Origin of the sequence: Sphingobium lactosutens DS20 (genome assembly GCF_000445105.1) — a bacterium.
GTDB lineage: Bacteria > Pseudomonadota > Alphaproteobacteria > Sphingomonadales > Sphingomonadaceae > Sphingobium > Sphingobium lactosutens.
Map to the genome: position 1 here is coordinate 267,932 of NZ_ATDP01000101.1, position 25,317 is coordinate 293,248.

A 25,317-nucleotide genomic window follows, 5' to 3' on the forward strand; every position below is an offset into this window, starting at 1 on the left:
CATGGAACATTCATGCTGGGCGGCTATTGTAGTCCCGTCACTCCTTCCCCCCTTTGGAGTGACCCTCCCTGAACCTCGGCTCCGCCGGCACATGCCGGTGGAGCCATTTTCTTATGCGCGGACGGGCAGGATGGTGGCGCGGCATTCCCCAAAGCCGATGGATGCAAACCCTTCGCGATGGGCGCGCGCCTCCAGCAGCACTTCGTCGCCATCTTCCAGAAAGCTGCGACGTTCGCCAGACGGCAGGATGACGGGCGTTTTGCCGCCCTGCGTCATCTCCAGCAAACTGCCAAGTGATCCCTGGTCCGGTCCCGAGATCGTCCCGGTGCCCAGCAGGTCGCCCGGCGTCAGGTTACAGCCATTGGAGGCATGGTGGGTGACGATCTGCGCCGCCGTCCAATACATGGCCTCAGCCCGGCTCTGGCTGAGGCGGAAGGGCGGCATCCCGGCGTCCCGCATTTTCGCGGTGCGGACGGAGACGGCGAGGTCAAGCGCCAGTCCGCCATGACGCTGATCCTGCGCGTCGAGCAGATAGGGCAAAGGCGCGGGGTCACCCTGCGGCCGGGCAGGCTGCGCCTGACGGAAGGGCGCGAGCGCTTCGGGCGTTATCACCCAGGGGGAAATGGTCGAATGGAAATTTTTGGCGAGGAACGGCCCGAGCGGCACATATTCCCACGCCTGGAAATCTCGCGCCGACCAGTCGTTGAGCAGGCAGAAGCCCGCAATATGGTCGGCCGCGTTCTGAACCGGGATGGGATCACCCAGTTCATTGCCCTGCCCGATCCAGATGCCCAGTTCCAGTTCATAGTCCAGCCGCGCGCTCGGACCAAAACGCGGTTCGGCGGCATCGGGGGCCTTGGACTGACCCTTTGGCCGAACCACCGGCACGCCGGACGGCCGCACCGAAGACGCGCGCCCATGATAGCCGATCGGCACATATTTATAGTTGGGCAGCAGCGGATTGTCAGGGCGGAACAGGGTGCCGACATTGGTGGCATGATGAATGCCGACATAGAAATCGGTGTAATCGCCGATGCGAGCGGGCAAATGGAGACTACAATCCGCCTGGGCGTGAAGCGCCGGGGCAAGGGCAGGTTGCGCGTCCCGGTCACAGAGCAGGCGCGAAAGCGCGCGGCGCAGCGCGACCCGGTCCGCAGCCGGCAGGGCCATTATGCGGTTCAGGCTGTCATCGCCGAGCAGGGGCTGAACGGCGTCGGGCAGTCGATCGCCTATCGCGGAAAGGTCAAGAATATGGTCGCCGATCGCAACGCCGGGACGGGCTGCGCCATCGCCCGGAGAAAAAATGCCGAACGGCAGATTCTGCACCGGAAAATCTGGGTGGCCAATAGCGCCATCAACCCAGCATGGCAGGTCGATGGCGTGGGTTTCGTCAATGGGGGTCACATATTGTCTCCTTGGACGGGCAGGCGCGCCTTGGCGAAGCCCGACCAGCAGGCGTCATAATCGCGCTGCGCGAAATCGGCCTCGGCGGCGAAGCGGGTGGGGCGGAAAGGCAGGCGCCCTTCAAACATGAAGGCCATTGTCGCCTCTATCTTGTGCGGAGCGAGCGACGCGGCGATGGCATTTTCGTAACTGGAGCGGTCGGGGCCGTGACTGGCCATCTGGTTATGCAGCGATGCGCCACCCGGCGCGAACCCACCGGCCTTCGCATCATAGGCGCCGGTCACCAGCCCCATGAATTCGCTCATCACATTGCGATGGAACCAGGGCGGGCGGAACGTGTCTTCGGCCACCATCCATCGCGGCGGAAAGATGACAAAGTCGCAATTGGCGACGCCAGGCGTATCGCTGGGGCTGGTCAGCACCGTGAAGATCGAGGGATCGGGATGATCATAACTGACCGTGTTGATGGTGTTGAAGCGACGCAGATCATAGCGGCATGGAGCAAGATTGCCGTGCCAGCCAACCACATCGAACGGGGAATGGGGCAAGCGCGTCGCCCAAAAATGGCCCTGAAATTTCTGGATCAGCTCAAACGGCGCGTCGACATCTTCGAACCAGGCGGCCGGGGTTTCGAAATCGCGGGCGTTGGCAAGGCCGTTGGCGCCGATCGGCCCCAATTCGGGAAGACGGAACAGCGCGCCATAATTTTCGCAGATATAGCCGCGCGCCACTCCGTCCAGAGGCGTGACCTGAAAGCGGACGCCGCGCGGGATGAGCGCGATCTGCTGCGGCGCGACCTCGAACCGGCCAAGTTCGGTGATGATCCGCAAAGCGCCCTGTTGCGGGACAATCAGCATCTCGCCATCGGCATTGAAGAAGGCGCGCGCGTCCATCGAACGGTTGCAGGCATAAAGATGGACGGCGAAGCCGACGACTGCGGCGACATCACCATTGCCGCAATAGGTGATGATACCGTCTATAAAGTCGGTCGGCTCGGCTGGTATCGGCAGCGGATCCCAGCGCAGGCGATTGGGAGAAGGCGGCAGGTCGGAGAAAGGCGCAGAGGCGAAATGTCGGGCGCCAGGATAAGGGCGATAGGCCCCATGCTGAGCCGTGGGCCGCAAACGATAAAGCCAGCTACGGCGGTTGTCCGCGCGCGGCGCGGTGAAGGCGGTGCCGGAAAGCTGCTCGGCATAGAGGCCAAAGGGGGTCTTTTGCGGTGAGTTGCGGCCGAGCGGGACAGCGCCGGACACGGCCTCCGTCACGATATGATTGGCAAAGCCGGGGGTCATCCCGGCCGATATGCCATCTGGATCCGGACTGAGCATCGCCCTCTCCTATAGTTTCATATGCAACCAATATAGGCTTTGCGAGAGGCGTGTCAAATGATAGCCTTGGCCATGACCATCGCCTCTTTGCGGCTTGACGCTTTTCTGCCCTATCGCCTGTCGTTCACGACCAATTTGGTGAGTGACGCGGTCGCCAGCGCCTATGAGGAGGCGTTCGGGCTGCGCATTCCCGAATGGCGCGTGGTCGCGGTGGTGGCCGAACATCCGGATGGCGTGACGCCGCAGGCAATCGGGCTCAAAACGCGGATGGACAAGGTGACGGTGAGCCGTGCCGCAAGCGCCCTGGTCGACCGCGGCCTGTTGCAAAGAACGCCAAACCCAGCCGATCAGCGGTCGCACCTCCTGATGCTGAGCACCGCCGGCACTGCCCTGTACCAGGCGATCGTCCCACAGGCGCTCGCCCTGGAAGAACAGATATTCGGCTCCTTCACCCAGGCGGAACGGGCGCAATTGGTTGCGATGCTGCGCCGCATTGATGCGATCGTGCTGGCGGGAAATATGTCAGCATCAAATCCATAGCACAGGCGCGACCGGCACAGGCCACACCGCGGAATGAGGGGCCGACCCGCCAGGTCTCTCATCGATTTGGACACCTTGCCGTGTCTTCTGCGTTGATGGGCTCCATTGTTTGAAAGGACCCTCATGCCCCATCACAAGGAACGCCCTGCCCGCAAGGCGACGTCCCGTCTGGCCATTTACCTGTTCTTCGCCTTTGTTCTGGCAGCGCTCCTGGCATTTGCGTGGGTCAACATGCACGGGTGAGCCCACCCGCGACGTTATTGCTTCGCACGGGGTGACGCGCCGATAGTCGTTGCGAGTGCATCGATTTTTGACGTCGGTATGCGCCGGGCGATCGTTGGCATGGTCGCCGGCGATTGCCGTGCATCGACCACCATCTTGTCCTGTTGCCAGTTTTTGAGGCGCGCCGCGATATAGGACGGCTTTTGCCCGGCCAGGATTGGTCCTGCCTTGCCTGGCGCATGGCAGTTGGCGCAGGCTGGAATGGGCAAGCCGGCTTGATCCTTTAAGGTGGGCAAATCTCCCAGCCGCACGTCACTTTTCAACCCCGGCAACGCCGCAAAATGATACGCCAGGCGCTGCATTTCCGCGTCGGTCAAACCAGCGACCGCTGTCTGCATGACCGCACTGGACCGCTCTCCGGTTGCATAACGCCGCAAGCTCGCCAGCAGATAAGCGGGTTCCTGCCCGCCCAATATCGGAATGTCGCGCTGCCCCCTCCCCTGCCCGTCAGCGCCATGACAGCTAGTGCAGGCCGCCAAGGTAGCAGGAGCAATGCCGGCCGCCGCATTGTCGCCTGCCGCCTGCGTCAGCGCTCGATATTGCTGCGGCGTCATGTGCGGAAGCAAGCGGACGAAGGCCGCCATGCGTTTTACTTCATCCGGGCGATCGGGCGCGGGCCAAGCGGGCATGCCGGTATATTTGACACCGTGGCGGATGATCCAGAACAACTCACGATCCCGCCATTCTACGGCCGTTTCTGCTAGGTCCGGCGCGGGCGGCGTGGCGCTTTGCATCACCGGCGATGGCCGGACGCCCGGTGCGCCGTGACACACCTGGCAGGCCTGGCGAAAATGCCCCGCCGCGCTCACCATGCCTGTGTTGTCCAGAGGGTCGTCAGGCGCCTGCAACGCCGAGTAGGTCCGCACAGAGTTGCGCATCACCCAGTGCAGGAACCAATCAGTCACGCGCCAATGGCCCGAGGAAGCAGAAACCTGCATCGCGCCCGACCATGCAAAGAGCATGACCGCAACGATGATGCTGGCGAGCGCAAGGATCGCGCGCCGCCAGGTAATGCGGACAGTCATGCCATACTCCGTTGCCGAAGGAGGCTGGCCAGCAACGCCAGCCCGCCGAAGAAATAGCTTGCGGCGCCCAGCATCAGCATGATGACGCCGCCCAGTTGCTGGTCAACCAGCGGATCGAGGCCGGCATGGCTGTGATGCACCATCGGGTAGAGTGGCCGGGGCGCAAGGCCGATCAGCACCCCCAGCAATGTCATGTGCATCGACGTCAGCAGCAGCGCGCCGATGCCCGCCACACGCTGCGGGGCATGGCATACGGACGACCAGAGGAGCAGGCCGGCGGAGAGAAAGCAGAATTGCTCGACGACGAGGACGGGAAAGGATTGCGTCGCCGTGCGCAGGGCAGGCAAATGCCACAGCCACACGACGACCAGTTCAACCAGCATCATCGCCATGGGCGTCACCCTATGGGGCCAGCGCCGCGCGGGATCGGCCACCGTCCCGGTCAGGCCGAAAGCAAGCAGGGGCGCAGCGACAGCGACCGCAATCATATGGCCCGCCATATGGCCGATCATGCCGAGCGGCAGTGCGGCCAGCAGCCACCCCATGGGCAGCATGGCCAATCCCGCGACAAGAGCGACCCGCTTCACAGGCAATTCCGGAGAAAGACGACGGGCAGCGCAGTGAAGATCACACCGACGAAACTGAGGCCCGCCAAGAGCAGCGTCGATTTCGCCAGAAACCGCAGCCGGTCGATATCGGTCGAATCCTGGTGCGGGGCGCTATCGCCGGGGCGGCGCGTCTGCTTCCACGCTATCCATCCGGACAGGGCGATGAGCGTCAGAGCGATGATCGTGCCAGCCACGAACAGGGTCGGGAAGGTCGCGAATGTCCCCACCTTCGCACAGGAAATCGCGGCCCACAGATAGGCCATCAGGAAATGCCCGGCCCAGATGGCGGGCGGAACGATCAGCGTCCAGAGCGTGACCTTCAGCCGCTCATGCCATTTGCCCCGATCCGTCATGCGACCTCCGGGAACAGGCCGATGGTGGCATAGGTGACGACCGCGCTCAGCGCGTAGAAATGCATATAGACGCTGACGTTGCGCAAGTCGGCATCATGATGCGGGTCCATCTTGCCGGCCAGGCTGCGCGCCAGCGCATAGCCCTGCATGATGGCCGCCACGCCGGCATGAGCGCTGGTCCAGATGGCCAGCGTCCAGACAATAGCGGGATAGCTGTGCGCTTGCGGGTCAAGGCCGCTGATCCACGGCCCGGCCAGTCCCGCGCCGACCCCCGCGATACTGAGCATGATGCCAAGCAGGAGCAGGATGCGGGCCGCTGCCACGCGGCCGCGTGCATGGATGTCGCGCGCGCCGATCGTCGCCAGCCAACCGATGACCCCGACCGCCAGCGCGATCATCGGCCATAAAATGCCCGGTCCATCGGCCATAGAGGCCGGCGGAAAATCGGCATGGCGCGTCCAGAAGAAGAAATAGCCGAAGACCAGGCCGGAAAAAGCCGTGGCGTCGGCCATCATCGTGATGAACATGGCCCACCAGCCAGGCGCGGCGGGCCCGGATAGATAGAGCGGCAATTCCAGGCCATGGCCGATAGGCTTGCAAGGCTTTTCGGGAATTTCTGCGGTGCCGGTCCACAACCACCAGAGGGTGCAGGCCAAAGTCGCGATGCCGCAGGCCAGCGCCGCCCAATAGAGATGATAGGTGGTGAGAATAAACACCCCGCCCAGCGCGATGGCCGTCAGCATCGGTTTGACGCTGGGCGTGCCCAGCCGGATGACGGCAAGAGGCCGCGCGTCGAGGACAGTGGTCACGATCGTTTCCCGCCGCCCCTCTTCCGCATCGGGTAGGAAGAACCGCCCTTCGTCCACCTTCCTGACGAAATCGGGCTGGTCCCAGATGGGATAGCGGCTTTCCACCAAAGGTACGGACCGTATGCCCCAATCCTCGTCATCGGGGTGTGCCAGCCATTCAAGCGTGCCCGCGTTCCAGGGATTGCGCGGCGCCTTGGCCCGACGGGGCGACAGCGTGAGATCGACGCAGATGACAGCGACGCCGGCCGCGAACAGATAGGCGCCGGCGGTCGACATGAGATTGAGGCCGCCAAGCCCCAGCTCCGCCGGATAGGTGAAGACGCGGCGCGGCATGCCCATCAGGCCCGACAGATGCATCGGAAAGAAGGTGAGGTTCGCGCCAGCAAACAACATCCAGAAGGCGATGCGTCCCAGCCGGTCGGACAGTTTCTTGCCAGTGATTAGCGGCCAATAATAATAAAGTCCGGCAAAGAGCGGCATCAACGTCCCGCCGATGAGGACGTAATGGAGATGCGCGACGATGAAATAGCTGTCATGCGCCTGCCAGTCGAAGGGCGCGACCGCCACCATCACGCCGGTAAGGCCGCCGATCACGAAGATGGCGAGGCTGCCCGTGGCATAGAGCAGCGGCGTCGACCAGGTGACGCGGCCGGCCCAGAGCGTCGCGATGAACACGAAAATCTGAACGCCCGTGGGGATCGCCACAGCCTCTGATGCGGCGGAGAAGAAGGCCAGGCTGATCTTGGGCAGTCCGGTCGTGAACATGTGGTGCACCCACAGGCCGAACGACAGGAACGCCGTCCCCACCGCCGCCAGCACGATCCACGGATAGCCCAGCAGATGCCGGTTGGCGAAGGTCGGCACCAGCATCGCGAACAGGGCGATCGACGGCAGGAAGATGATGTAGACTTCGGGATGGCCAAAAATCCAGAAAAGATGCTGCCACAACAGCGGATCGCCGCCCCGGTTCGCGTCGAAAAAGGGCCAGTCGAGCAGCCGCTCCATTTCGAACAATATGTCGCCCGCGATCAGGGGCGGGAAAGCGAAAAGGATCATCACCGCGACAACCAGGATATACCAGGCGTATAGTGGCATGAGGTTGAGCCGCATGCCCGGCGGCCGGCATTTGAGCACGCCCACGATCAGTTCGACGGCGGCGGCGACGGACGATACTTCGATGAAGGACAGGCCCAGCATCCAGATGTCCGCGCCAAGGCCTGACAAGTCGGTCCGGGTCGTGAGCGGCGGGTACATGAACCAGCCGCCATCGGGCGCGGCATTGAAGAAGATGGACCCGCTGACGAAAACCCCGCCGATCAGGAAGGACCAATAGCCAAAGGCGGACAGACGGGGAAAGGGCAGGTCGCGCGCGCCGAGCAATTGCGGCAGCAGGATGATCGACACCGCCTCGAACATCGGCACGGCGAAAAGAAACATCATCATCGAGCCGTGCAGGGTGAAAAGCTGATTGAAGCTGTTCGCGCTCACCAGGTCATTGTCCGGGACGGCCAATTGCGTGCGCATGATGAGCGCCAGCACGCCGGCAAACAGCATGAAGCCAAATGCGGTCAGCACATACCAGACGCCGACCCGATTATTGTTGGTATCGGTCCAGCGCAGAAACAGTCCCTGGGGCGGTTTCCACACAGCCCGAAGCCTGTCTTCCTGCGCGGCCCGCAGTGCGGGATCGTCCTGATCGTGCAGGCTCATTTCAACCCCTTGAGATAATCGGCGATCGCCAGCGCATCGGCAGCGCTGATCTGGGGATAGGCCGGCATGCGGGCGCCCGGCTTGGCGACCTGGGGGGAGCGGATGAACGCTGCCACATTGGCGGGCGTTGGCGGCAATATGCCTGCACCCAATGTAGGCCGCTCGCCAAAACGGCTGAGGTCCGGGCCGATGTCGGCATCATGGGGCGTGCCGCGTATCGCGTGGCATCCGCCGCATCCATGCGCATCGAACAGCCTGGCTCCTCGTGAAGCGGTCACGCCTGTGCTTGCGGCTCTGCTTCGGGCCATCCACGCATCGAAATCGGCGCCGTCCATGGCCACGACATCAAAGGCCATCAGCGCGTGGCTGAGACCGCAAAATTCCGCACATATGCCGCGAAAGCGACCCGGCTTTTCCGCCTGCACCACCAGCCGGTTGGTGCGTCCGGGTATCATATCCATCTTGCCGGCCAGCCCGGGAATCCAGAAGCTATGAATGACGTCGCGTGCGGTGAGTTCGAAAATGACTGTTCGTCCGACGGGAATGCGCACTTCATTGGCCGACAACAATGGCGACAGGTCGCCAGCCGGATCATAGGCCACCCGCCACCAAAATTGTTCGCCATCCACCCGAATGGTCAGGTCGCCCGGAGCAGTGGCGCGCGGCCGCATCGCCGGCAGGGCGTAGATGAGCAGAGCCGTCAAAATCAAAGTCGGGCCGATCGCGCCAAGCCACAGGACCATCCGCATGCCGCCATCATGGCTGAGCCGGCCTTCGGGCGCACGCACAGCGCGAACATACAACATTACCATGATCGCGACGATAAGGACGGCGCCGATGGTCAACACCAGCGCCATCTGGCGCACGGCGCGCGCTTCTGCGCCGAAGACATGAAGGGTCGATTGCTCTGCATTGCAGGCGGTCAGGCCGGCCACCAGCAACGCCCAGAGCCACGGATTGCGCATAGCGCGAGATTACCCCTTTCATGCCGCATCGACAGTGCGTTTTGATGGCCGAACACATGAGCAGCCGTCCGGTTCAATTATTTCTGCTTCGTAACAAGCGGCGGCTGCCGAAGACGCCGCGCAACCAAAGCGCGCGCCAGGGATTGCGCTTCTGTCATCCTTCGACCGGGAGTTCCCCCTTGCCCAGTGTTCCGCCGCATCGCCGGCCTTTGCTGCATCCGATCCATGGCCTGCTGCTCGCCTGGCCGGTCGCGATGTTTCCCGCGGCGTTGATAAGCGACATCACCTACCTCCGAACGGCGGAAATCCAGTGGAGTAATTTTTCCGCCTGGCTGATCACCGGGGGATTGCTGGGCGGAGGATTTGCCCTGCTATGGAGCATCGTGGCGCTTTTCCGCCGCAGGGGCAGTGCCCGCTCCCGGATCGGCATCTGCGCCATTTTGCTGGTGCTGATGATGATAGCGGGCCTGGTCAACGCATTTCAGCATAGCCGCGACGGGTGGAGTTCGGTTGGCGCGACGGGCCTCATCCTGTCGATCATCAGCAGTATTTTCGCGATCGTCGCCGGTTGGATCGCTTTTGCAGGCTATCGGGAGGAACGGCCGTGAAGAAACATGCAGTATGGCTCTGCGCCGGCCTGCTCACTCTGACGGCGTGCGGCAAGAGCGATCCCGGCCTTAATCAAACCGGCCCGCAGCCCGATTTGCCAGACCAGCGACAGACGCTGCTGCCGCCGATGAAGATTGCCACGCCTGTGGGATGGGGTAGCGACAAGCCGACCGCGCCCAAGGGCTTCACCGTCACGGCATTGGCCACCGGCCTTGCCATTCCGCGTCAGACGCTCGTTCTGCCCAATGGCGACATATTGGTCGCCGAAGGGTCCGGTGGCGGCGCCCCGGCGCTTCGGCCCAAGGACGTGATCGCCACCTATATCAAGGCGATGGGCAAATCGTCGGTCAAGGGCGGCAACCGCATCACCTTGTTGCGGGATGCGGACAATGACGGTCGCGCCGAATTGCGCACCAGCTTCATCACGGGGCTTAACGCGCCCTATGGCCTGGCCTATGTCGACGGGCAGATCTATGTGGCGGCTCAGGACGCGCTTTTGCGCTTTCCCTATCGCGAGGGCATGACGCGCATCACCTCGCCGGGCGTGGAGGTTCTCCCCCTGCCGTCCTACATCAATCATCACTGGACCAAATCCCTGACCGCCGGACCGGACGGCTCGAAACTCTATGTCGGCATCGGCTCCAACAGCAATGTGGGCGAGCGCGGGATGGGGATCGAGCAGGATCGGGCGGTGATCTGGGAAATCGACCGGCAAAGCGGCATGCATCGCACCTATGCGTCGGGCATCCGAAACCCCACCGCACTGGCCATCGAACCGCGCTCGCAGCGGCTATGGGCCGTCGTCAACGAACGCGACGAACTGGGGCCGCAGCTGGTCCCCGATTATCTGACGGGCGTTCGTCCTGGCGCCTTCTACGGCTGGCCCTACAGCTATTGGGGTCAGAATGTCGACCCGCGCGTCCGACCGCAAAAGTCCGACATGGTCCGCAAGGCGATCCGCCCGGACTATGCGCTTGGGTCCCATGTCGCGGCTTTAGGCGTGAGTTTCACCACCGATGGCGGCTTTGGCGGCGGCTTTTCCGAAGGTGCGTTCGTTGGAGAGCATGGCAGCTGGAACCGGCAGGATCTGGCAGGCTACAAGGTCGTCTGGGTGCCCTTTGCCAATGGCCGCCCGTCCGGTGAGCCGCAGGATTTCCTGACCGGCTTCATCAAGGGCGATCACGCCCGGGGCCGCCCGGTCGGTGTCACCTTCGACCCGGTTCACAAAGCGCTGATCGTGGCGGATGACGTCTCCAACACTGTTTGGAGAGTGGCGCCCGATGGGCGATGACTTCGCCACAAAGTTTGGAAGCCCATTCGCGCTCACATCAAATAGTTATCGCTAACACCGAGGGTTGGTGGATATGGGCATAACGATGTAGAGCGGCAAAAAACGAACCGTTGGTTAGCCGGTAGACCTCTCTCCGGCATATCAAGCCGGCGTCTAGCCATCCTTGCCGACCTTTGTCCCATATACGACCTCAAGCCTATCGACGCGCCGTGATGATAGCGTTAACGTTTGCCGATGCGTCTCTTGATGAAATTCCGCTGGACCATCATTGGCCTGTTTGTCGGTGCCATGATCCTTAATTACATGGCCCGTTCGATCATGGGCGTCGCCGCGCCCGTCATTCTGACCGAGCAGGCTATCACCACGGTCGAATATGGCTGGATCACTGGCGCTTTCCAGTTGGGCGTCATGCTACAGCCGATCGCGGGCTATTTTCTCGACAGCATTGGCCTGCGGATCGGGTTCGCAATTGCAGTTGCGGCCTGGTCAGTCGTGACCATGGCGCACGCCTTTGCGAACGGATGGCTCGGTTTCGCTGCGTTGCGCGGCTTGCTCGGCCTCGCTGAAGGTTCCGCGCAACCGGCCGGACAGAAATTGATTGCGGAATGGTTTCCCGCGCGCGAGCGCGGCCTTGCAGGCGGCATCTACAATATTGGAGCGTCCTTCGGCGCGGTATTTGCGCCCCCCCTGGTGGCGTGGGCGGTCATGACACAAAGCTGGCGACTGGCATTCGTGATCGCCGGCGGCATCGGCATGCTTTGGGCGCTTATCTGGTATCTCTACTATAACATTCCCGCCAAGCATCCGAGATTGAGTGGAGAAGAGCGCGCTTACATTCTGACCGGCCAGGAAGCACGTCTTGCGCAGCGCACTGCGCGACCATCCATATGGGCGCTGGCGCGTCGACGCGATCTTTGGGGGATCGCACTTCCGCGCCTGCTCGCCGATCCAGTATGGGGCATGCTGTCCTTCTGGATGCCACTCTATCTGGCGCGCGAGCGCGGCTTTGATCTGACCCAGATCGCGCTGTTCGCCTGGCTCCCCTTTCTGGCCGCCGATTTGGGTTGCCTATTTGGTCCAGCGGTCGTCACTTTTCTTCAGAGGCGCGGCATCGACCTTATCGATGCACGGCGCTGGGCCTTTACGCTTGGCGCCTTGTTGATGACGGGCATGGCCTTCGTCGGACTCGCCACAAACCCTTATGCGGCTATCGCATTGCTGTGCCTTGGCGGTTTCGCTCATCAGACCTTGTCCGTCACCGTCATCACCATGGCCTCCGACCTCTTTAACCGCAACGAGGTCGCCACGGCAGCCGGAATGGCAGGACTGGCGGGCAATCTGGGGGTCCTCATCTTTTCGCTGCTGCTCGGCCAGATGGTCGATCAGGTGGGGTATGTGCCCTTTTTCATCCTCCTGGGCGTCCTCGACCTCGTCGGGGCCGTGCTTTTATGGACATTGGTGCGCAAGCCAACATGACACATATTTCGAACCCGATCCTGCGGGGGTTCAATCCCGATCCCTCGATCCTGCGTGTGGGTGATGATTTCTACATCGCCACGTCAACTTTCGAATGGTATCCGGGCGTCCAGATCCACCATAGCCGTGACCTTGTACACTGGCGATTGGCCGCGCGGCCGCTCGCCCGAGCATGCCAATTGGATATGCGGGGAAACCCCGATAGTTGCGGGGTATGGGCGCCTGACCTAAGCTATTGCGACGGTCGCTTCTGGCTGATTTATACGGATGTGAAACGCTACGGCACTACGACCGTCAATGGAGCGAAGGGCGTTTCGCTTCGCGATTTCCCGAATTTCGTCGTCACTTGCGAAACAATTGACGGGCAATGGTCCGATGCCGTCCATCTGAACAATAGTGGCTTTGACCCGGCCCTGTTTCATGATGACGATGGCCGCAGCTGGATGCTCAACATGCTGTGGGACCACAGGCCCGGCCGCGGCAGATTTGCCGGCATTCAGGCCCAGCAAATGGATCGCGCGACGATGCGACTGGTGGGCGAGCCCCATCTGATTTTCGAGGGCACCGAACTCGGCTTCACAGAGGGGCCACATCTGTACAAGAAAGACGGCTATTATCACCTTTTGGTCGCTGAAGGCGGCACGGGATGGGATCATGCCGTCGTCATGGCGCGATCCCGCGACCTTTTGGGTCCTTATGCCGTACACCCTGACCAGACGGTTCTGACAGCGTCAGGCAGTACCGATGCCCCGCTGACGCGCGCAGGGCACGGAGACCTGGTTCATCTGCCGGACGGCACGCCGTGGCTGGCCTACCTCTGCGGTCGGCCGACGCCGGGACGCGCGCGCTGTATCATGGGTCGCGAAACCGCCATCCAGCCGATGCGCTGGGATGCCGACGGATGGCTGCGCACATTGGACGGCGATCAACGCCCAATGGCGACGCCATTGGCGCCCGACCTTCCATCCTGGCCGTGGCCAAACGATGCGTGGAACGGACAATTTGATGTCGAGGCGCTACCAACCATGTTCCAATGGCTGCGCAGCGCGGATCATGACCGATTGTTCAGCCTGTCGGCCCGTCGCGGAGCCTTGCGCCTGTTTGGGCGCGAAACCATCGGCAGTCTATTTGAACAAAGCCTCGTCGCACGGCGCGTCGAACATCAAAAATTCACTGCTACAACGACGCTAGATTTTACGCCGTCCAGCTTCCAACAGGCTGCCGGTCTGGTGCTCTATTATAACAGCAGCAAATTTTATTATCTCGCGATTAGCGCCGACGCGGGCGGGCGTGTCCTGCAACTAATGACTGCATCACCCGAGCCTGATGCGGGAATTACACTGGACGAGTTTGGCGATGTGCCGGATGGATTGATTGCCTTGCGCGCCGATCTGGATGGCGAAACAGTGCGCTTTTCCTGGTGCAGCGCAGACGCCGAGGTCTGGACGCATGTTGGCCCGCCGCTGGACTCCACCATATTGTCTGACGAGGCAACACTGCCCGGCCTCCCCAATTTTACCGGGACATTCGTTGGCATGGCTTGTCAGGATTTATCCGGGGCCGGAGCGCCTGCCGATTTCCTGTCTTTCGTTTATGAAGGGCTGGAACAGGCGGGCGCTGTCGATTGACGTTCGACAAGCGTGAATTCGAGGATGCGCTCCCGGGGAACACGAGACTTGCCGCCTTGCATCGCAATTTCCGCAAGCAGCAATCCTAATGCCTCGGCCGCCAGGGCCCGCACTGGCTGACGCACTGTGGTCAGCGGCGGCCAAAGCGTGATCGCCGCTGTCGTGTCGTCAAATCCGGCCACCGTCAATTCACCGGGAACGTCGAGGTGCCGACGGTGCGCCACGGACACGACCGCTGCGGCCATATCGTCATTACTCGCGAAAATGGCGGTTGGGCGATGGCTGGCCGAAAGCAATTGCTCCGCTGCTGCCAGACCCGACATATAGGTGAAATCGCCTTGCGCCACCTGCACGTCGACGTTGCCGGTTTCCCGAATGGCGGCGTAGAAGCCCGCCATCCGTTCGGCGCTGGCCGTCTGGTCAGGATTGCCGAGAATGAAGCCCAGCCGTCGATGCCCAAGGTCAAGCAAACGGCGCGTCATCTGATAGGCGGCGGTGCGATCGTCGATCCGCACGCAGATGGTGTCGGCGGCAATATAGGCGCCCACGGCCGCCTGAATGCAACGGGCGGCGCGAAACACACGCAAAACTTCGGGTGCCTCCCCGAGCGGCGGGGCCAGCAACACGCCACTGACACCCGACGCCGCCATTTCCTCCAGCGCTGCGGTCGTAGGAGGGTGCCCCCCCTCGCCCTTCAGCAAAGTCAGCCGCACTCCGCGGGCGGACGCTTCTTCGAAAACGCCAGTAAGAAACTCGCTCATGAAGGCGGCGCTGGCATTGGAATAGACGATGCCGATCCTCAGTTCCTTGGACGTGACAAGACTGCGAGCGGCGTAATTTGGCGTGTAGGCCAGATCGCTAATTGCCTCTTCCACGGCCATACGTGTCTGCGCACTGACACCCGTGCGACCATTGATGACCCGAGATACCGTCATGGACGATACCCCTGCGCGCGCCGCCACATCGACAATGGTTGCCCCGCGCGACGGCTGACTTGATCTGGCCATCTGACCTTCCTGGCTTAATTGGTCGCGAATTTAGGTGAAGGCGAATTTGGCGCAAAGGACAAAAGCGGATGCACGCTAGCCCTCCCCAATCCGCATGCTTGGCGGACCAAAATAGCTCGCTGGCAGCGGATCGCGGTAGGCTATGATCGACTGCAATACGAGCGCGGGGTCGATCATCGCAATCTTGAGCGTGTGTCGTCCGGCCGACGGAATGTCGACCGTGAATGGTACGACGCGCATGTCCGTTCGGGAATCATGATCATGCGCCTCGCCGACAAATTCCTCGCTAGCCTTTCTTGCAGGACTGAACACCGAATAGATTTGCGGCGGCGCGTCATCAATCCACAACGCGACGGACAATTGATTGTTGGGATTGATGTTGAGCGTGGGCGCCGTGATCAGATCAAAAGTCCATCGCCCCGGTTCGCCGATGAACAGGGGATATTCCAACCGGGGTGATCGGGTGGGATCTGGCATCGACTCCGCGTCGACGGGGAAAATCGACATGGCCGCTTCCACCCGGCCGTAATCCTCGATTGCATCCCATCGCACATCGCCTACGGCAATGGTGCGCTCATAGCCATCAGCAGGGATCGAGAAGGCAGCCCCAAGACTGCCCCAACATCCTTTGGCTTCCTGCATCTGGCCAGATGACGCTTTATCAGCAATGACGGTGATGCTGATGGCCTCTTGTGCCGCGCTGTCGCTCATGGTCACTGTGCCATCGCTGACCGTGATAGCTCCCTCGTGCCTTCCAGCAGGCAGCTTTGCCCAATCGATGTCGACCCAGTAGCGACGGTCTTCTTTTCCTGAGGAAAAAGCGCGCGCTTCCGTCAGGATAATCCACGGGTCGCTGGCCTGCACGGTGGCGGTGGTGGGCATGGCGCCCCGCGGGAACACTTCGAGCCAGCGCCTGTCCCTGTGAAGGCTGTCGAACATGGGCAGGCTGGGGGGAAGATAATAACCGGGCCAGCTCTGCACCGATCCTTCGACAGCCACGCCAAAGCGGCTCGTGTCTTCCAGATCCAGTTCCGAGACGGCAGGGGTGATGTCTTGGATCGGCTGATACCAGCTAACATAACCGATATAGGGCTGATCCATCAGGTGATTCCATTTGCCGCCTGATAGATCGTGATTATAGGTGTCGCGGATGCGATGCGCCTGGGCGAACAGGCGCTTGACTTCGGTGGCTTCGGCATTGGTGCTCGCACGCCCTTGCTGTGCGAACCGCGCATTGCGCCCGGCGGCCACCATCATTTCCGTCAGGTTGCAGCAGCCCCGAATGGGATGCAGCACCAACTGATAATAAGCCGCTCTGAAGTTGTCCGGCAGAGCATCATGAATGGCCTCCGCCCGCTGACGCAGCCTCTGCCACAGAGCTACCATTCGCTCCGCTTCTCGATAATTTTCAAGGCTGTATATGTCGGGCCGCATCTGTTCTGGTTTGCGCCAAGCATTATATTTGGCGTAGCGCGACACGAGCTTAGCGATGTCCTCAGCATGGCTGGCCCCAAATTCACGTTTTGCCCACAGGACCGTCCATTCGGCGATGCGGTCCTTCGTAACAGATTTAGGATCCCAAGCCATCGACAGGAAGAATTCGATCGGCAGTTCCAACGGCTTGAGATCGCCGACATTGGTGATCCAGATCCGGTCCGCGCCATATTCCAGCGCCAGGTTCATCTGCTCCCTGATTTTGGGGAAGGGATTGGTATTGATCCATTTATAGCTGTAGGGACCGCCATTCATATCCATATGATGATAGACGCCGAACCCACCCGTTCGCGTTGCTCGCTCTTCAGGCGTAGGCAAACGTCGAATATAGCCGACATTGTCGTCTGCAAACATCAGCGTAACGTCGTCAGGCACATGAAGACCCGCTTCATAATATTTCAGCACCTCAGTAAACAGAACCCAGACCTGAGGTATATCCGTAATGCGTTTACCTGTTTCTTCCATCAGAATCCGGCGTTGATCCTTGATGATCGTTTCAATCAGCTCAACGTCTGATCGGATCCCGCCTGTCCCCTGGATGGCCGTGTCTCCGTCGCCCCGCATGCCGATCGTGACCAGCAATTCGCGATCCCTGCCCCGCCGAGCACCTTCGCGGAAAAAATTCTGCACGGCTGGGCGGTTGGTCAGATAATTCCATTGGCCGTTGCCGGGCCGGCGGGATGTCCATTCCTTGTGCGCGCGGTTCATCGGCTCGTGGTGCGATGTACCCATGACGATGCCATATTCGTCCGCTAGAGGCCCATTGCGAGGATCATCTTCGTTAAAAGCGTTGTTCCACATGGCCGGCCAGAGGTAATTGGCACGCAGACGCAGCAGCAATTCAAAAACACGCGCGTAAAAAGCCGCATTCATCCCGCCAAATTTTTCTGCGGTCCAGGCTGACAGGCATGGCGCTTCGTTATTGAGGAAAATGCCACGATATTTGACCGCCGGCTCGCCCTGGAAATATTTGCCATAGGCGACATGAATGCTGCGACGCTTGACGACAGGCACATCAGCCCACCAATACCAGGGTGAGACGCCGATATTCTGGGACAGATCATATATCCCATAGATTGTGCCGCGTTTGTCGCTACCGGCGATGACCAGCGCTTCGTGGACGCCGGGCATGGGATCGCGAACCGTCTGGATCGTGTAGCTTTCCCATTTGTCGGCTATGGGAGCAACGTCGATCTTGCCCGCAGCGGCGAGCCTGTCGATCGTGCCGCTGCGCCCCAGCGTTCCGATGAGCACCATGCGCGCTTGATCCGCCCGTGAGCTAAATACTGCATCCGCGCCCGTCACTCGACCTATATCGGCTGCAAGATCCCCAGCGGCGCGTTTGACCCCCGCAAAATCCTCCTCATCGACGAACAGTGTCGCGCTACCCTCGGCCGTAGCGAGTGGAAATCCTGTCTCATCAAATCGTATGGCGGCACGCAATGGGCTAGCGGCAAGAGCTGCCGCCGCAGAACCTGAAAGAATGTCACGACGTGATAGCATCAACCCTCTCTCAATTAATTATGTTTGGCGTTGGATATGACATTCATGCTCTTTTAGTTTGGTTTTATTAGGTTCAATAGTAGATTTATTGCCTACAATTAGAACATGATCTAACTTTCCGAAAATCAGACCATATCATGATAACGCTATCATATACAATGAAAAGCGTTTGGCGATGGGGCGTTTTGTATCCAGCTGGATCACGCCGCCGGGCTGACGGAGCTAAGTTGATTATGTCCGCCTACCACATGCCAGGCAAAGCGTGGTGGCAGCTGCACGGGGATGGAGGGAAGATATGGCCGGGGAAACCGGTCTCCAGTAATTCCGCTGATTTTCCTGGCCGACACGTTCCTGGCGCAGACAAGGCTGGCTAATCGATATAGTGACGCGATATGCGGACGAAATGACCGATCCGACCGAAGAACAGATTGCAGTGCTCGGCACCGCGTTGGAAACCTTTGCGCGAAGATACAAGCTTGCTGACGCACGGCGATCCGAGCGGCTGCTCGCCGAGTTGGATAAGGCCGTGTTGCTCTATGTTGCGGAACACGCCGGTTGCGGCCCGACTGACGTCGCGCGCTTTCTTGGAGTGCCCACAACCACCATGTCCTCTTCGACCGACCGCTTGGTGAGGCGTGGCTTTTTGAAGCGAGAGCGCATCGAAGCGGACCGTCGCGCAGTTGCCCTGACATTGTCCGAGGCGGGCGCGGCCTATGCCAAGGCTCAGGTCGACGCCTATCGACAAATGTATATGCTGATGCTGTCCCGACTGTCGCCCCGGGAACGGGATCAATTCATCGCAATGATAACCAAGATCGTCTACACGAACGTTGAATAATCCGATTCTCGTTATATCTTGGACGTGTCAGCGGCGCGCGGGCTTGAGGAGAAACGTCATGGCGATATGGGTTAACGGCTCGGAAGTCCCTGTGCCCGACGATGCACGGGTTTCGCTGCTCGATCTGCTCCGGGAGCATCTTCACCTCACAGGCACGAAGAAAGGATGCGACCAGGGCGCCTGCGGCGCATGCACGGTGCTCCTTGATGACAATCGCATCCTGTCTTGCCTTATGTTGGCCGCGCAAGCGGATGGCAGGAAGGTTCTGACCATCGAGGGTATCACCGGCGACGCAGGCAATCTTCACAGGTTGCAGCAGGCCTTTGTTGAGCATGACGGTCTGCAATGCGGCTATTGCACGCCTGGCCAGATCTGTTCGGCAATCGGCATGGTGGACGAGCTGCGCCGGGGCGATCCCAGCTACGTGACCCTTGATGTCACGGCTCCACCCGTCCCGACGCGCGCGGAGATACGCGAACGCATGAGCGGCAATCTCTGCCGTTGCGGCGCGCATAACGGGATTGTCGAGGCGATCGAGGATATGCTGGCGGAGACGGCGGCATGACGCCCCTAACCTATGTCCGCGCCGTTGACCGGACCGACGCCCTAGTCCGCGTTGAGAAAGGCGCACGCTTCCTGGGTGGCGGGACCAACCTCATCGACCTTCTTCGGCAAAATGTCGAACAGGCGAACGGCTTGGTGGACGTCAGCCTCTTGGAAGACACTATCCGTGAAACGGACGACGGCGGATTGATGATCGGCGCGTCGGTCAGGAACGCCGCCGTTGCCGCCCATCCGATCGTGCGCAGCCGCTATCCGGTACTTGCGCGCGCGCTGCTCGCCGGCGCCTCCGGGCAGATCCGCAACATGGCTACGGTCGGAGGAAATATTCTCCAGCGCACACGCTGCATGTATTTCTACGATGTTGAGGCCACTCGCTGTAACAAGCGGCAGCAAGGTGCCGGTTGCGATGCGATTGGGGGATTCAACCGCTATCACGCCATTTTTGGCGCATCGGATCAGTGCGTCGCAACCCATCCCTCCGACATGTGCGTAGCGCTCGCCATGCTCGATGCCGTAATCCATATCCTCGGCCCCGAAGGTGAAAGGTCGGTGCCGTTAACGGACTTTCATGCCCTGCCGGATGCAGCGCCCCATGAGGAAACCGTGCTGAAAGCGGGTGAACTGATCATCGCGGTCGAACTGCCGCCACCGTTGGAGGTGATGACCCATGCCGAATATCGCAAGGTACGCGATCGGTCCAGCTACGCCTTCGCGCTGGTTTCCGTTGCTGCTGGCCTGGCGCTTGCCGATGGTCGCGTCACGCAAGCCCGGATTGCGCTAGGGGGTGTGGCCGCCAAACCATGGCGCGCGACGCGGGCCGAGGCGGCACTGATCGGTAGCGCGCCGACGCCTGAAGGCTTCCGTGCCGCGATCCGCCAGGAGCTTGGCGACGCGCGGCCGCTGTCTGACAATAGTTTCAAGATTGACCTCGTCGAACGCACGGTGGTCGCCGTCCTGACCGCCCTTTCAGGAGCGCACGCATGACCAAGCTGCAAAACGCTATCGTCGGAGGGGTGCGCGCCGTCATAGGGCAAGTCCCTGCGAGCTGGCTGCCCGGCGGAACGCCAGATCCCCTGATCGACAAGCGTGTGTCGCTCGGCGAGCAGCAGTCGCGGGTTGATGGCCCCGACAAGGTGCGCGGCGCCGCGCGCTTTGCCGCCGAAGTGCCCATGGAGAACCTGCTTTACGCCGCGTTTGTCCATTCCACGATCGCGCGGGGCCGCATCGCCGCTATCGATGGATCGGCAGCCGAAGCGGGGTCCGGCGTCGCGCTGGTCATGACCTATCGCAACGCCCCCAAAATGAGCGTGCCCCCGCCGATCGGCATGACCAACCTGAAAGCCGCGGGCAATCACACATTGCCGATCATGCAGGACGCGGAGATACGCTGGAATGGGCAGGTCGTGGCGGTTATTCTTGCTGATACGCGCGAGCAGGCCGATCATGCGGCCACGCTGGTTCGCGTGCGCTATGATGCCGCGCCGGCCCGCTTGCGATTCGCGGAGGGCAAAGCCAGCGCCTATACGCCGGATTCCATGCTCGTCGAACGCAATCGCCTGGAGAAAGGCGGCCCAAACCGAAAGTTTGCCGAGGCCGCTTTCAAGATCGATGCGGTCTATACGACGCCTTGGGAGAACCATAATCCGATCGAGCCGCATGCCGCGACGATCGTCTGGCGGGACGGCAAGCTGATCGTTCACGATGCGACCCAGATGATCCACGGGACCGCCGGTTCGCTCGCGAAGATATTCGGGCTGAAGGCCGGCGATGTCGAGGTTAGTTCCCCCTATGTCGGCGGAGGCTTTGGCGCAAAAGGTTTGTGGGATCACCAAATCCTCGGCGCGGCGGCGGCAAAGCTTGCTGACCGGCCTGTACGCGTCGCCCTTTCACGCGCCAGCATGCACCGGCTAATCGGCGGGCGCATGCAAACGGAGCAGCGGGTAGCTCTGGCCGCAGATGCGGACGGCAAGCTCAAAGCGCTGCTGCACCATGGCTATGGCGCCAGGCCGCTGCACAGTATCTGCGATGAAGGCTTCACCCTCACAGGCCGCTCGCTTTACGCCAGCGAGAGCTTCGACATCGTCCAGCATTATGTCGACCTTGATTTGCTGGCGAACAGCTTCATGCGGGCCCCAGGTGAAGCGCCCGGCACCTTCGCGATCGAATGCGCGATGGACGAACTCGCTCATGCCCTTGGCATTGACCCCATCGAATTGCGGCGACGCAATGTCGCGACCTGCGATCCGGTGAGCGGGGCACCGCATTCGCAAAGCGCGATGATGGAGGCCTACGACCTGGGCGCGACCCGCATCGGCTGGGATCGACGCATCGCGCAGCCGGGAATGCGGCGGGAGGGCGAGTGGCTGATTGGGATGGGCTGCGCCACCGGAACCTTTCCCTTCATGCGGATGCCCGGGACATCCGTGCGGATCACCATCGATGCCGATGGAAACGCTCATATCGCCAGCGCAGCGCATGAAATGGGCATGGGCACAGCGACCGTACAGCGCCAGCACGCCGCCGACCGCCTGGGCCTCCCGCTCGATCGCGTGACGGTGACGATAGGGGATTCGAGCCTGCCCTTCGCAAGCTTTGCCGGCGGATCTTCGCAAACCGCCTCATTGGCCGCAGCGATTAGCGCCGCAAGCGACAAACTTGTGACCGAACTCTTGCGCATGGCGGGCAATGATACGCCGCTGGCCGGCCTCAAGCCGAACGAGGTCGAGTTCGCCGAAGGAGGAATGCGCAGCGTCGCGGAGCCTTCCCGCCAGGAGAGCTTCGCCTCCATCCTGCGCCGCGCGGGGCGGAGCGACCTCAGCGTGGTCGGCGAAAGCGGCGCGCCGCTCGAGATCATGAAATATTCGATGCATAGCACGTCAGCGAACTTCTGTGAGGTGCGCGTGAGTGAGGTCACGGGCGAGATTCGCGTGGACCGCCTTGTCGGCGCCTTCGACTGTGGCCGCATCCTCAATGCCAAGACTGCGACAAGCCAGTTCAAGGGCGGCATGATCATGGGACTCGGCATGGCCCTCACAGAGGAGACACTGCTCGACGAGCGCACCGGCCGCATCATGAGCACGTCGCTCGCCGACTATCATGTGCCGGTGCATCTTGACGTGCCCGACATCGATGTTCTGTGGACCGACATAGCTGACCCCCGCACCCCACTGGGCGCGCGCGGTATAGGCGAGATCGGGACGACCGGCGTGGCGGCCGCTATCGCCAACGCCGTCTTCAACGCCACCGGTAGGCGCGTGCGTGACCTGCCGCTAACGCTGGACAAGCTGATCTAGTCGCAGGTCGGATCGCCATTCAATTTTCCCGGAGAACGTGAAGGCTGCCGGTCAGTGAAGCTGTCGTCTGATCGGGTACATATGATGATAGGCGCTACGATGGGGTAGTCGTTCGAAAAGCCAGTCGAGCCGGGCGGTACCATCTGCCGCGAATGCGGCGTCGTTGGCCAGTTTTGCTTTTAATTCGGCTCGGATCTGCGGATCGCTGGTCAATAAGGCATCGGCCATCGGCGCCCGCACGAAGTCCTCCGTCCTTGAAGGCGTGACGAGAATTTCGGGGAAAAAGCCCCAGGCGAGGAAACTGTCCTGGCTTTCGGGTTCGAGCAGCGCCGCCGCCAGTAGGCCAAGCGGCTGGTCCGCAGGAATGTCAACGGTGCCGGCCGCCAGGGTTTCCGTCACAGTTTCGTGGAGCAATTTCGTGTCCAGCGGTATGCGCGCATCCCGCGGCGGCATCAGTGTCGGCTCGATCAGACGCACGCGGTCAAGCATCAGGGTGCGCGGCGCTTGGAGCGTTTCCTGTTGAATTCCGTGTAGGGACAGCCGGTCGATGACATCCTTTTGTCCGGCGGGGACCCACCAGCCTTTGGGCAGGCGGACCGTCTCGACCGGATCCTGTCCGATGATCGGCATCCGCCAAGTGACCGGGCGGCCCAACCATTTCTGCTCCTTCCGCCCACTCGCTGGCGATACGTAGGTGTCGAACGCCACGCCCTTGAATTTTTCGATCCACCCAATTGGCTGGGCGGCAGGTTTCCACCGCGTCAGCATCGTCGCCGGACGCGAAGCCCTGTCCTTAGCCTTGGCGCTGACGATGCGAGGGGCGTCCTGTCCGGCCAGAGTCAGCGCCGCCTCCAGCAGCACATAGGTTCCCAGCACTCTCTGGCGATAGGGCTTGAGCATGTGGTTTTCGACCAGGATGGTCGGCACGCCGATGAAGTCGCCATAACCGGTCGAATAGCGCGGCCCTTCGGGCGCCTGACGAATACCCTTGGTGGGTTGGCGCGTGTCGATCGGGCTGGGATAGATTGTGGGGATGTGGCCCGCCTTTTCCAGCGCCGCCGTCACATTCGGTCCGAACCGCGCCTCCAGCCAGTCGGCGGTGGCGCGATGATAGGCGTAGCGGCCCCACCCGGCATAGGTGAAGGTGATGTCATATTGCATGTCGAAACCGTCGCTGACATGGCAATCAATATAGAGAATCGGGTCCAGCCGCCGCAGCAGGCCGATCATCGCCCGGCTTTCAGGCGCATCGGCCTTCGCATAGTCGCGGTTCAGGTTGATGTTGCGGCTGTTGCCGACATAGCCCTTTTCTGCCGGGCCGCGTAGCGCCGGGAAATTCCAGCGGCTTATCTTCTCATGCCCGTCGATATTGTAAACCGGCACGAAAACCAGATCGACCTTGTCCAGAAGGCTGTCCTTGCCGCGCAGCGCGATGTCGCGCAGCAGCATCAGGCCCGCGTCCTTGCCGTCAATCTCGCCCGCGTGGATACCCGCCTGCACCAGCACCACCGGCTTGCCCGCCCCGCCCTTGCTGGCGCGAACCAGCAGCATGTCGCGCCCCTCGCCCGTGCGGCCGAAGGTTTCAAGGCTGATGAGAGGAGACGCTGCCGCCAGACGCGTCAACCACGCCTCGACCTGCGCATACCGCGGAGTCGTCGCAAATCCGGTCTGTTCTGCGGGCGTTATCCAGGGGTCGCCCTTCCCCGCGATCAGCGCCTCACTCGCACCGGACCAGGGCAGCGCGGGCGGCAGTACCGACGCCGGCAAACCCGGCAAAGTCCTATGCGTTGGCTGCTGTGCGAAGGCGGTGCCAACAAGGCACAACGTCGCAGCGCTCAGCAAGCGCGAGATCATCTTGCGCATCTCTCAATCCCCCCGGTTCAAAAGCGGGCGCGCAGGCCGATAGTGGCGGTGCGCGGCGTCCCGGGCTGCACCCAGACCGAGCTATAGCTGCTGGCATACCATGCTACATCGAACAGGTTGCTGACCGTGCCGAACAGTTCGACGCCGTCGATAACATCGGCGCTGCCGAACAGACGGACCAGCAGGTGGGAGGGCAGGGTGAAGTCTGTACCCGTCTCGCCCAGCCGCTTGCCAACATATTGCATGCCTGCGCCCAACTGCGCGCCGCGCCCTGCCCATTCAAAATGCTTTGCGACCTGGATATTGAGATTATGGTCCGGAATATCGATGAGTTTGTCCCCGGGCAGGATCTGAGCGGCGAAATTGGGATCGTTGACGGCTTCTCGCGCTTCGGCATCGGTATAGGCATAGCTTATCAGGATATCGATATCGCCGGGCAGGTGGCCGTTCACGTCCAGTTCCACGCCCCGGCTGCGGGCCTTGCCGATGGCGACGGAAAAGCCCGGATTATCATTGTCGCTGGCCAACACATTATCCTTGGTCAGTTGATACACGGCCAAGGTGCCGGTCAACGCGCCGCGGAGCGCGGTGAATTTGACGCCGGCCTCGATGGACTTGCTCGTTTCGGGGTCGAAAATATTGTTGAAGAAGTCCGCACCGACATTCGCCCGATATTGTTGATTTCCACTGAGAAGTGACCCGGGTAGGGCGTAAATTTCCACTGAGA

General features: G+C 61.5%; 20 protein-coding genes. 9 read left to right on the forward strand and 11 right to left on the reverse strand.

Annotated features, from left to right (window positions below; translation table 11 throughout):
- Window positions 1–111 precede the first annotated feature (111 nt).
- A complete protein-coding gene (fahA, locus tag RLDS_RS47010; protein WP_021227399.1) occupies window positions 112–1,404 on the reverse strand; it encodes a fumarylacetoacetase in 1,293 nt (430 codons plus the stop codon).
- Entirely contained in the window at window positions 1,401–2,732 is a 1,332-nt protein-coding gene (gene hmgA / locus RLDS_RS47015) for a homogentisate 1,2-dioxygenase (RefSeq protein WP_021227400.1), read from the reverse strand. The genes fahA and hmgA overlap by 4 nt, the downstream gene beginning before the upstream one ends.
- 72 nt (window positions 2,733–2,804) lie before the next feature.
- Here hmgA and RLDS_RS47020 point away from each other — a divergent pair, with 72 nt between their 5' ends.
- Window positions 2,805–3,272: a MarR family winged helix-turn-helix transcriptional regulator gene (locus tag RLDS_RS47020; protein ID WP_021227401.1), complete on the forward strand. Its 468-nt coding sequence runs from the start codon at window positions 2,805–2,807 to the stop codon at window positions 3,270–3,272.
- 257 nt (window positions 3,273–3,529) lie between these two features.
- Here the strand turns inward: RLDS_RS47020 and RLDS_RS47025 are convergent, their stop codons facing one another.
- The 5 genes from RLDS_RS47025 to coxB are packed head-to-tail and all read right to left on the reverse strand — an operon-like array spanning window position 3,530 to window position 9,024.
- On the reverse strand, window positions 3,530–4,579 hold the full coding sequence (locus tag RLDS_RS47025; RefSeq protein ID WP_021227403.1) for a c-type cytochrome: 1,050 nt from the start codon (window positions 4,577–4,579) through the stop codon (window positions 3,530–3,532).
- Window positions 4,576–5,166: a cytochrome c oxidase assembly protein gene (locus RLDS_RS47030; RefSeq protein WP_021227404.1), complete on the reverse strand. Its 591-nt coding sequence runs from the start codon at window positions 5,164–5,166 to the stop codon at window positions 4,576–4,578. The genes RLDS_RS47025 and RLDS_RS47030 overlap by 4 nt, the downstream gene beginning before the upstream one ends.
- Window positions 5,163–5,540 (reverse strand): membrane protein, encoded by a 378-nt coding sequence (locus RLDS_RS47035; RefSeq protein WP_021227405.1) that lies wholly within the window; start codon window positions 5,538–5,540, stop codon window positions 5,163–5,165. The genes RLDS_RS47030 and RLDS_RS47035 overlap by 4 nt, the downstream gene beginning before the upstream one ends.
- The gene (gene ctaD / locus RLDS_RS47040; protein ID WP_021227406.1) at window positions 5,537–8,059 is read right to left on the reverse strand and encodes a cytochrome c oxidase subunit I; all 2,523 of its coding nucleotides are present in this window, start codon (window positions 8,057–8,059) and stop codon (window positions 5,537–5,539) included. Before ctaD ends, RLDS_RS47035 begins: the two co-directional genes overlap by 4 nt.
- A complete protein-coding gene (gene coxB, locus RLDS_RS47045) occupies window positions 8,056–9,024 on the reverse strand; it encodes a cytochrome c oxidase subunit II (RefSeq protein WP_021227407.1) in 969 nt (322 codons plus the stop codon). Before coxB ends, ctaD begins: the two co-directional genes overlap by 4 nt.
- 179 nt (window positions 9,025–9,203) lie before the next feature.
- Between coxB and RLDS_RS0128615 the strand changes: the two genes are divergently transcribed.
- The 4 genes from RLDS_RS0128615 to RLDS_RS47060 all read left to right on the forward strand — a co-directional run bounded on the left by RLDS_RS0128615 (window position 9,204) and on the right by RLDS_RS47060 (window position 14,028).
- Entirely contained in the window at window positions 9,204–9,632 is a 429-nt protein-coding gene (locus RLDS_RS0128615; protein ID WP_031298703.1) for a DUF2231 domain-containing protein, read from the forward strand.
- Complete coding sequence (locus tag RLDS_RS47050; protein ID WP_021227409.1) at window positions 9,629–10,924, forward strand: PQQ-dependent sugar dehydrogenase; 1,296 nt, start codon at window positions 9,629–9,631, stop codon at window positions 10,922–10,924. Before RLDS_RS0128615 ends, RLDS_RS47050 begins: the two co-directional genes overlap by 4 nt.
- 246 nt (window positions 10,925–11,170) lie before the next feature.
- Complete coding sequence (locus RLDS_RS47055) at window positions 11,171–12,400, forward strand: MFS transporter (RefSeq protein WP_236616889.1); 1,230 nt, start codon at window positions 11,171–11,173, stop codon at window positions 12,398–12,400.
- Window positions 12,397–14,028 carry a glycoside hydrolase family 43 protein gene (locus RLDS_RS47060; RefSeq protein WP_021227411.1) on the forward strand — a complete coding sequence of 544 codons (1,632 nt, stop codon included), beginning with the start codon at window positions 12,397–12,399 and terminating at the stop codon, window positions 14,026–14,028. Before RLDS_RS47055 ends, RLDS_RS47060 begins: the two co-directional genes overlap by 4 nt.
- On the opposite strand, the gene RLDS_RS47065 is transcribed toward RLDS_RS47060, so the two are convergent.
- On the reverse strand, window positions 13,992–15,035 hold the full coding sequence (locus tag RLDS_RS47065) for a LacI family DNA-binding transcriptional regulator (RefSeq protein ID WP_021227412.1): 1,044 nt from the start codon (window positions 15,033–15,035) through the stop codon (window positions 13,992–13,994). The two genes, RLDS_RS47060 and RLDS_RS47065, sit on opposite strands and share 37 nt — an antisense overlap.
- A gap of 75 nt (window positions 15,036–15,110) precedes the next feature.
- Complete coding sequence (locus tag RLDS_RS47070) at window positions 15,111–18,032, reverse strand: glycosyl hydrolase 115 family protein (RefSeq protein WP_040603861.1); 2,922 nt, start codon at window positions 18,030–18,032, stop codon at window positions 15,111–15,113.
- 403 nt (window positions 18,033–18,435) lie between these two features.
- On the opposite strand from RLDS_RS47070, the gene RLDS_RS47075 reads away from it, so the two are divergent.
- From RLDS_RS47075 to RLDS_RS47090, 4 genes are read left to right on the forward strand one after another with little or no spacing between them, the layout of a single operon-like run.
- Window positions 18,436–18,870 (forward strand): MarR family winged helix-turn-helix transcriptional regulator, encoded by a 435-nt coding sequence (locus tag RLDS_RS47075; protein ID WP_031298707.1) that lies wholly within the window; start codon window positions 18,436–18,438, stop codon window positions 18,868–18,870.
- 58 nt (window positions 18,871–18,928) lie between these two features.
- Window positions 18,929–19,435 (forward strand): 2Fe-2S iron-sulfur cluster-binding protein, encoded by a 507-nt coding sequence (locus tag RLDS_RS47080; protein ID WP_021227415.1) that lies wholly within the window; start codon window positions 18,929–18,931, stop codon window positions 19,433–19,435.
- Window positions 19,432–20,418, forward strand: a complete 987-nt coding sequence (locus tag RLDS_RS47085) for an FAD binding domain-containing protein (protein ID WP_021227416.1) — start codon at window positions 19,432–19,434, stop codon at window positions 20,416–20,418. Before RLDS_RS47080 ends, RLDS_RS47085 begins: the two co-directional genes overlap by 4 nt.
- A complete protein-coding gene (locus RLDS_RS47090; RefSeq protein ID WP_021227417.1) occupies window positions 20,415–22,727 on the forward strand; it encodes a xanthine dehydrogenase family protein molybdopterin-binding subunit in 2,313 nt (770 codons plus the stop codon). Before RLDS_RS47085 ends, RLDS_RS47090 begins: the two co-directional genes overlap by 4 nt.
- 51 nt (window positions 22,728–22,778) lie before the next feature.
- Here the strand turns inward: RLDS_RS47090 and RLDS_RS47095 are convergent, their stop codons facing one another.
- Both RLDS_RS47095 and RLDS_RS0128620 read right to left on the reverse strand, forming a co-directional pair.
- A complete protein-coding gene (locus tag RLDS_RS47095) occupies window positions 22,779–24,590 on the reverse strand; it encodes a M14 family metallopeptidase (protein ID WP_021227418.1) in 1,812 nt (603 codons plus the stop codon).
- A gap of 17 nt (window positions 24,591–24,607) precedes the next feature.
- Window positions 24,608–25,317 (reverse strand): TonB-dependent siderophore receptor (locus RLDS_RS0128620; RefSeq protein ID WP_152528090.1); only part of this gene is annotated, 710 nt, incomplete at its 5' end.

Coding starts and splice junctions, on each gene's coding strand:
- RLDS_RS47080 (WP_021227415.1), top strand. CDS start 18,929: ATGGCGATATGGGTTAACGGCTCGGAAGTCCCTGTGCCCGACGATGCA.
- RLDS_RS47035 (WP_021227405.1), bottom strand. CDS start 5,540: ATGACGGATCGGGGCAAATGGCATGAGCGGCTGAAGGTCACGCTCTGG.
- RLDS_RS47085 (WP_021227416.1), top strand. CDS start 19,432: ATGACGCCCCTAACCTATGTCCGCGCCGTTGACCGGACCGACGCCCTA.
- RLDS_RS47060 (WP_021227411.1), top strand. CDS start 12,397: ATGACACATATTTCGAACCCGATCCTGCGGGGGTTCAATCCCGATCCC.
- RLDS_RS47070 (WP_040603861.1), bottom strand. CDS start 18,032: ATGCTATCACGTCGTGACATTCTTTCAGGTTCTGCGGCGGCAGCTCTT.
- RLDS_RS47025 (WP_021227403.1), bottom strand. CDS start 4,579: ATGACTGTCCGCATTACCTGGCGGCGCGCGATCCTTGCGCTCGCCAGC.
- RLDS_RS47055 (WP_236616889.1), top strand. CDS start 11,171: ATGAAATTCCGCTGGACCATCATTGGCCTGTTTGTCGGTGCCATGATC.
- coxB (WP_021227407.1), bottom strand. CDS start 9,024: ATGCGCAATCCGTGGCTCTGGGCGTTGCTGGTGGCCGGCCTGACCGCC.
- RLDS_RS47065 (WP_021227412.1), bottom strand. CDS start 15,035: ATGGCCAGATCAAGTCAGCCGTCGCGCGGGGCAACCATTGTCGATGTG.
- RLDS_RS47020 (WP_021227401.1), top strand. CDS start 2,805: ATGACCATCGCCTCTTTGCGGCTTGACGCTTTTCTGCCCTATCGCCTG.
- RLDS_RS47075 (WP_031298707.1), top strand. CDS start 18,436: ATGACCGATCCGACCGAAGAACAGATTGCAGTGCTCGGCACCGCGTTG.
- RLDS_RS47095 (WP_021227418.1), bottom strand. CDS start 24,590: ATGCGCAAGATGATCTCGCGCTTGCTGAGCGCTGCGACGTTGTGCCTT.
- ctaD (WP_021227406.1), bottom strand. CDS start 8,059: ATGAGCCTGCACGATCAGGACGATCCCGCACTGCGGGCCGCGCAGGAA.
- RLDS_RS47090 (WP_021227417.1), top strand. CDS start 20,415: ATGACCAAGCTGCAAAACGCTATCGTCGGAGGGGTGCGCGCCGTCATA.
- hmgA (WP_021227400.1), bottom strand. CDS start 2,732: ATGCTCAGTCCGGATCCAGATGGCATATCGGCCGGGATGACCCCCGGC.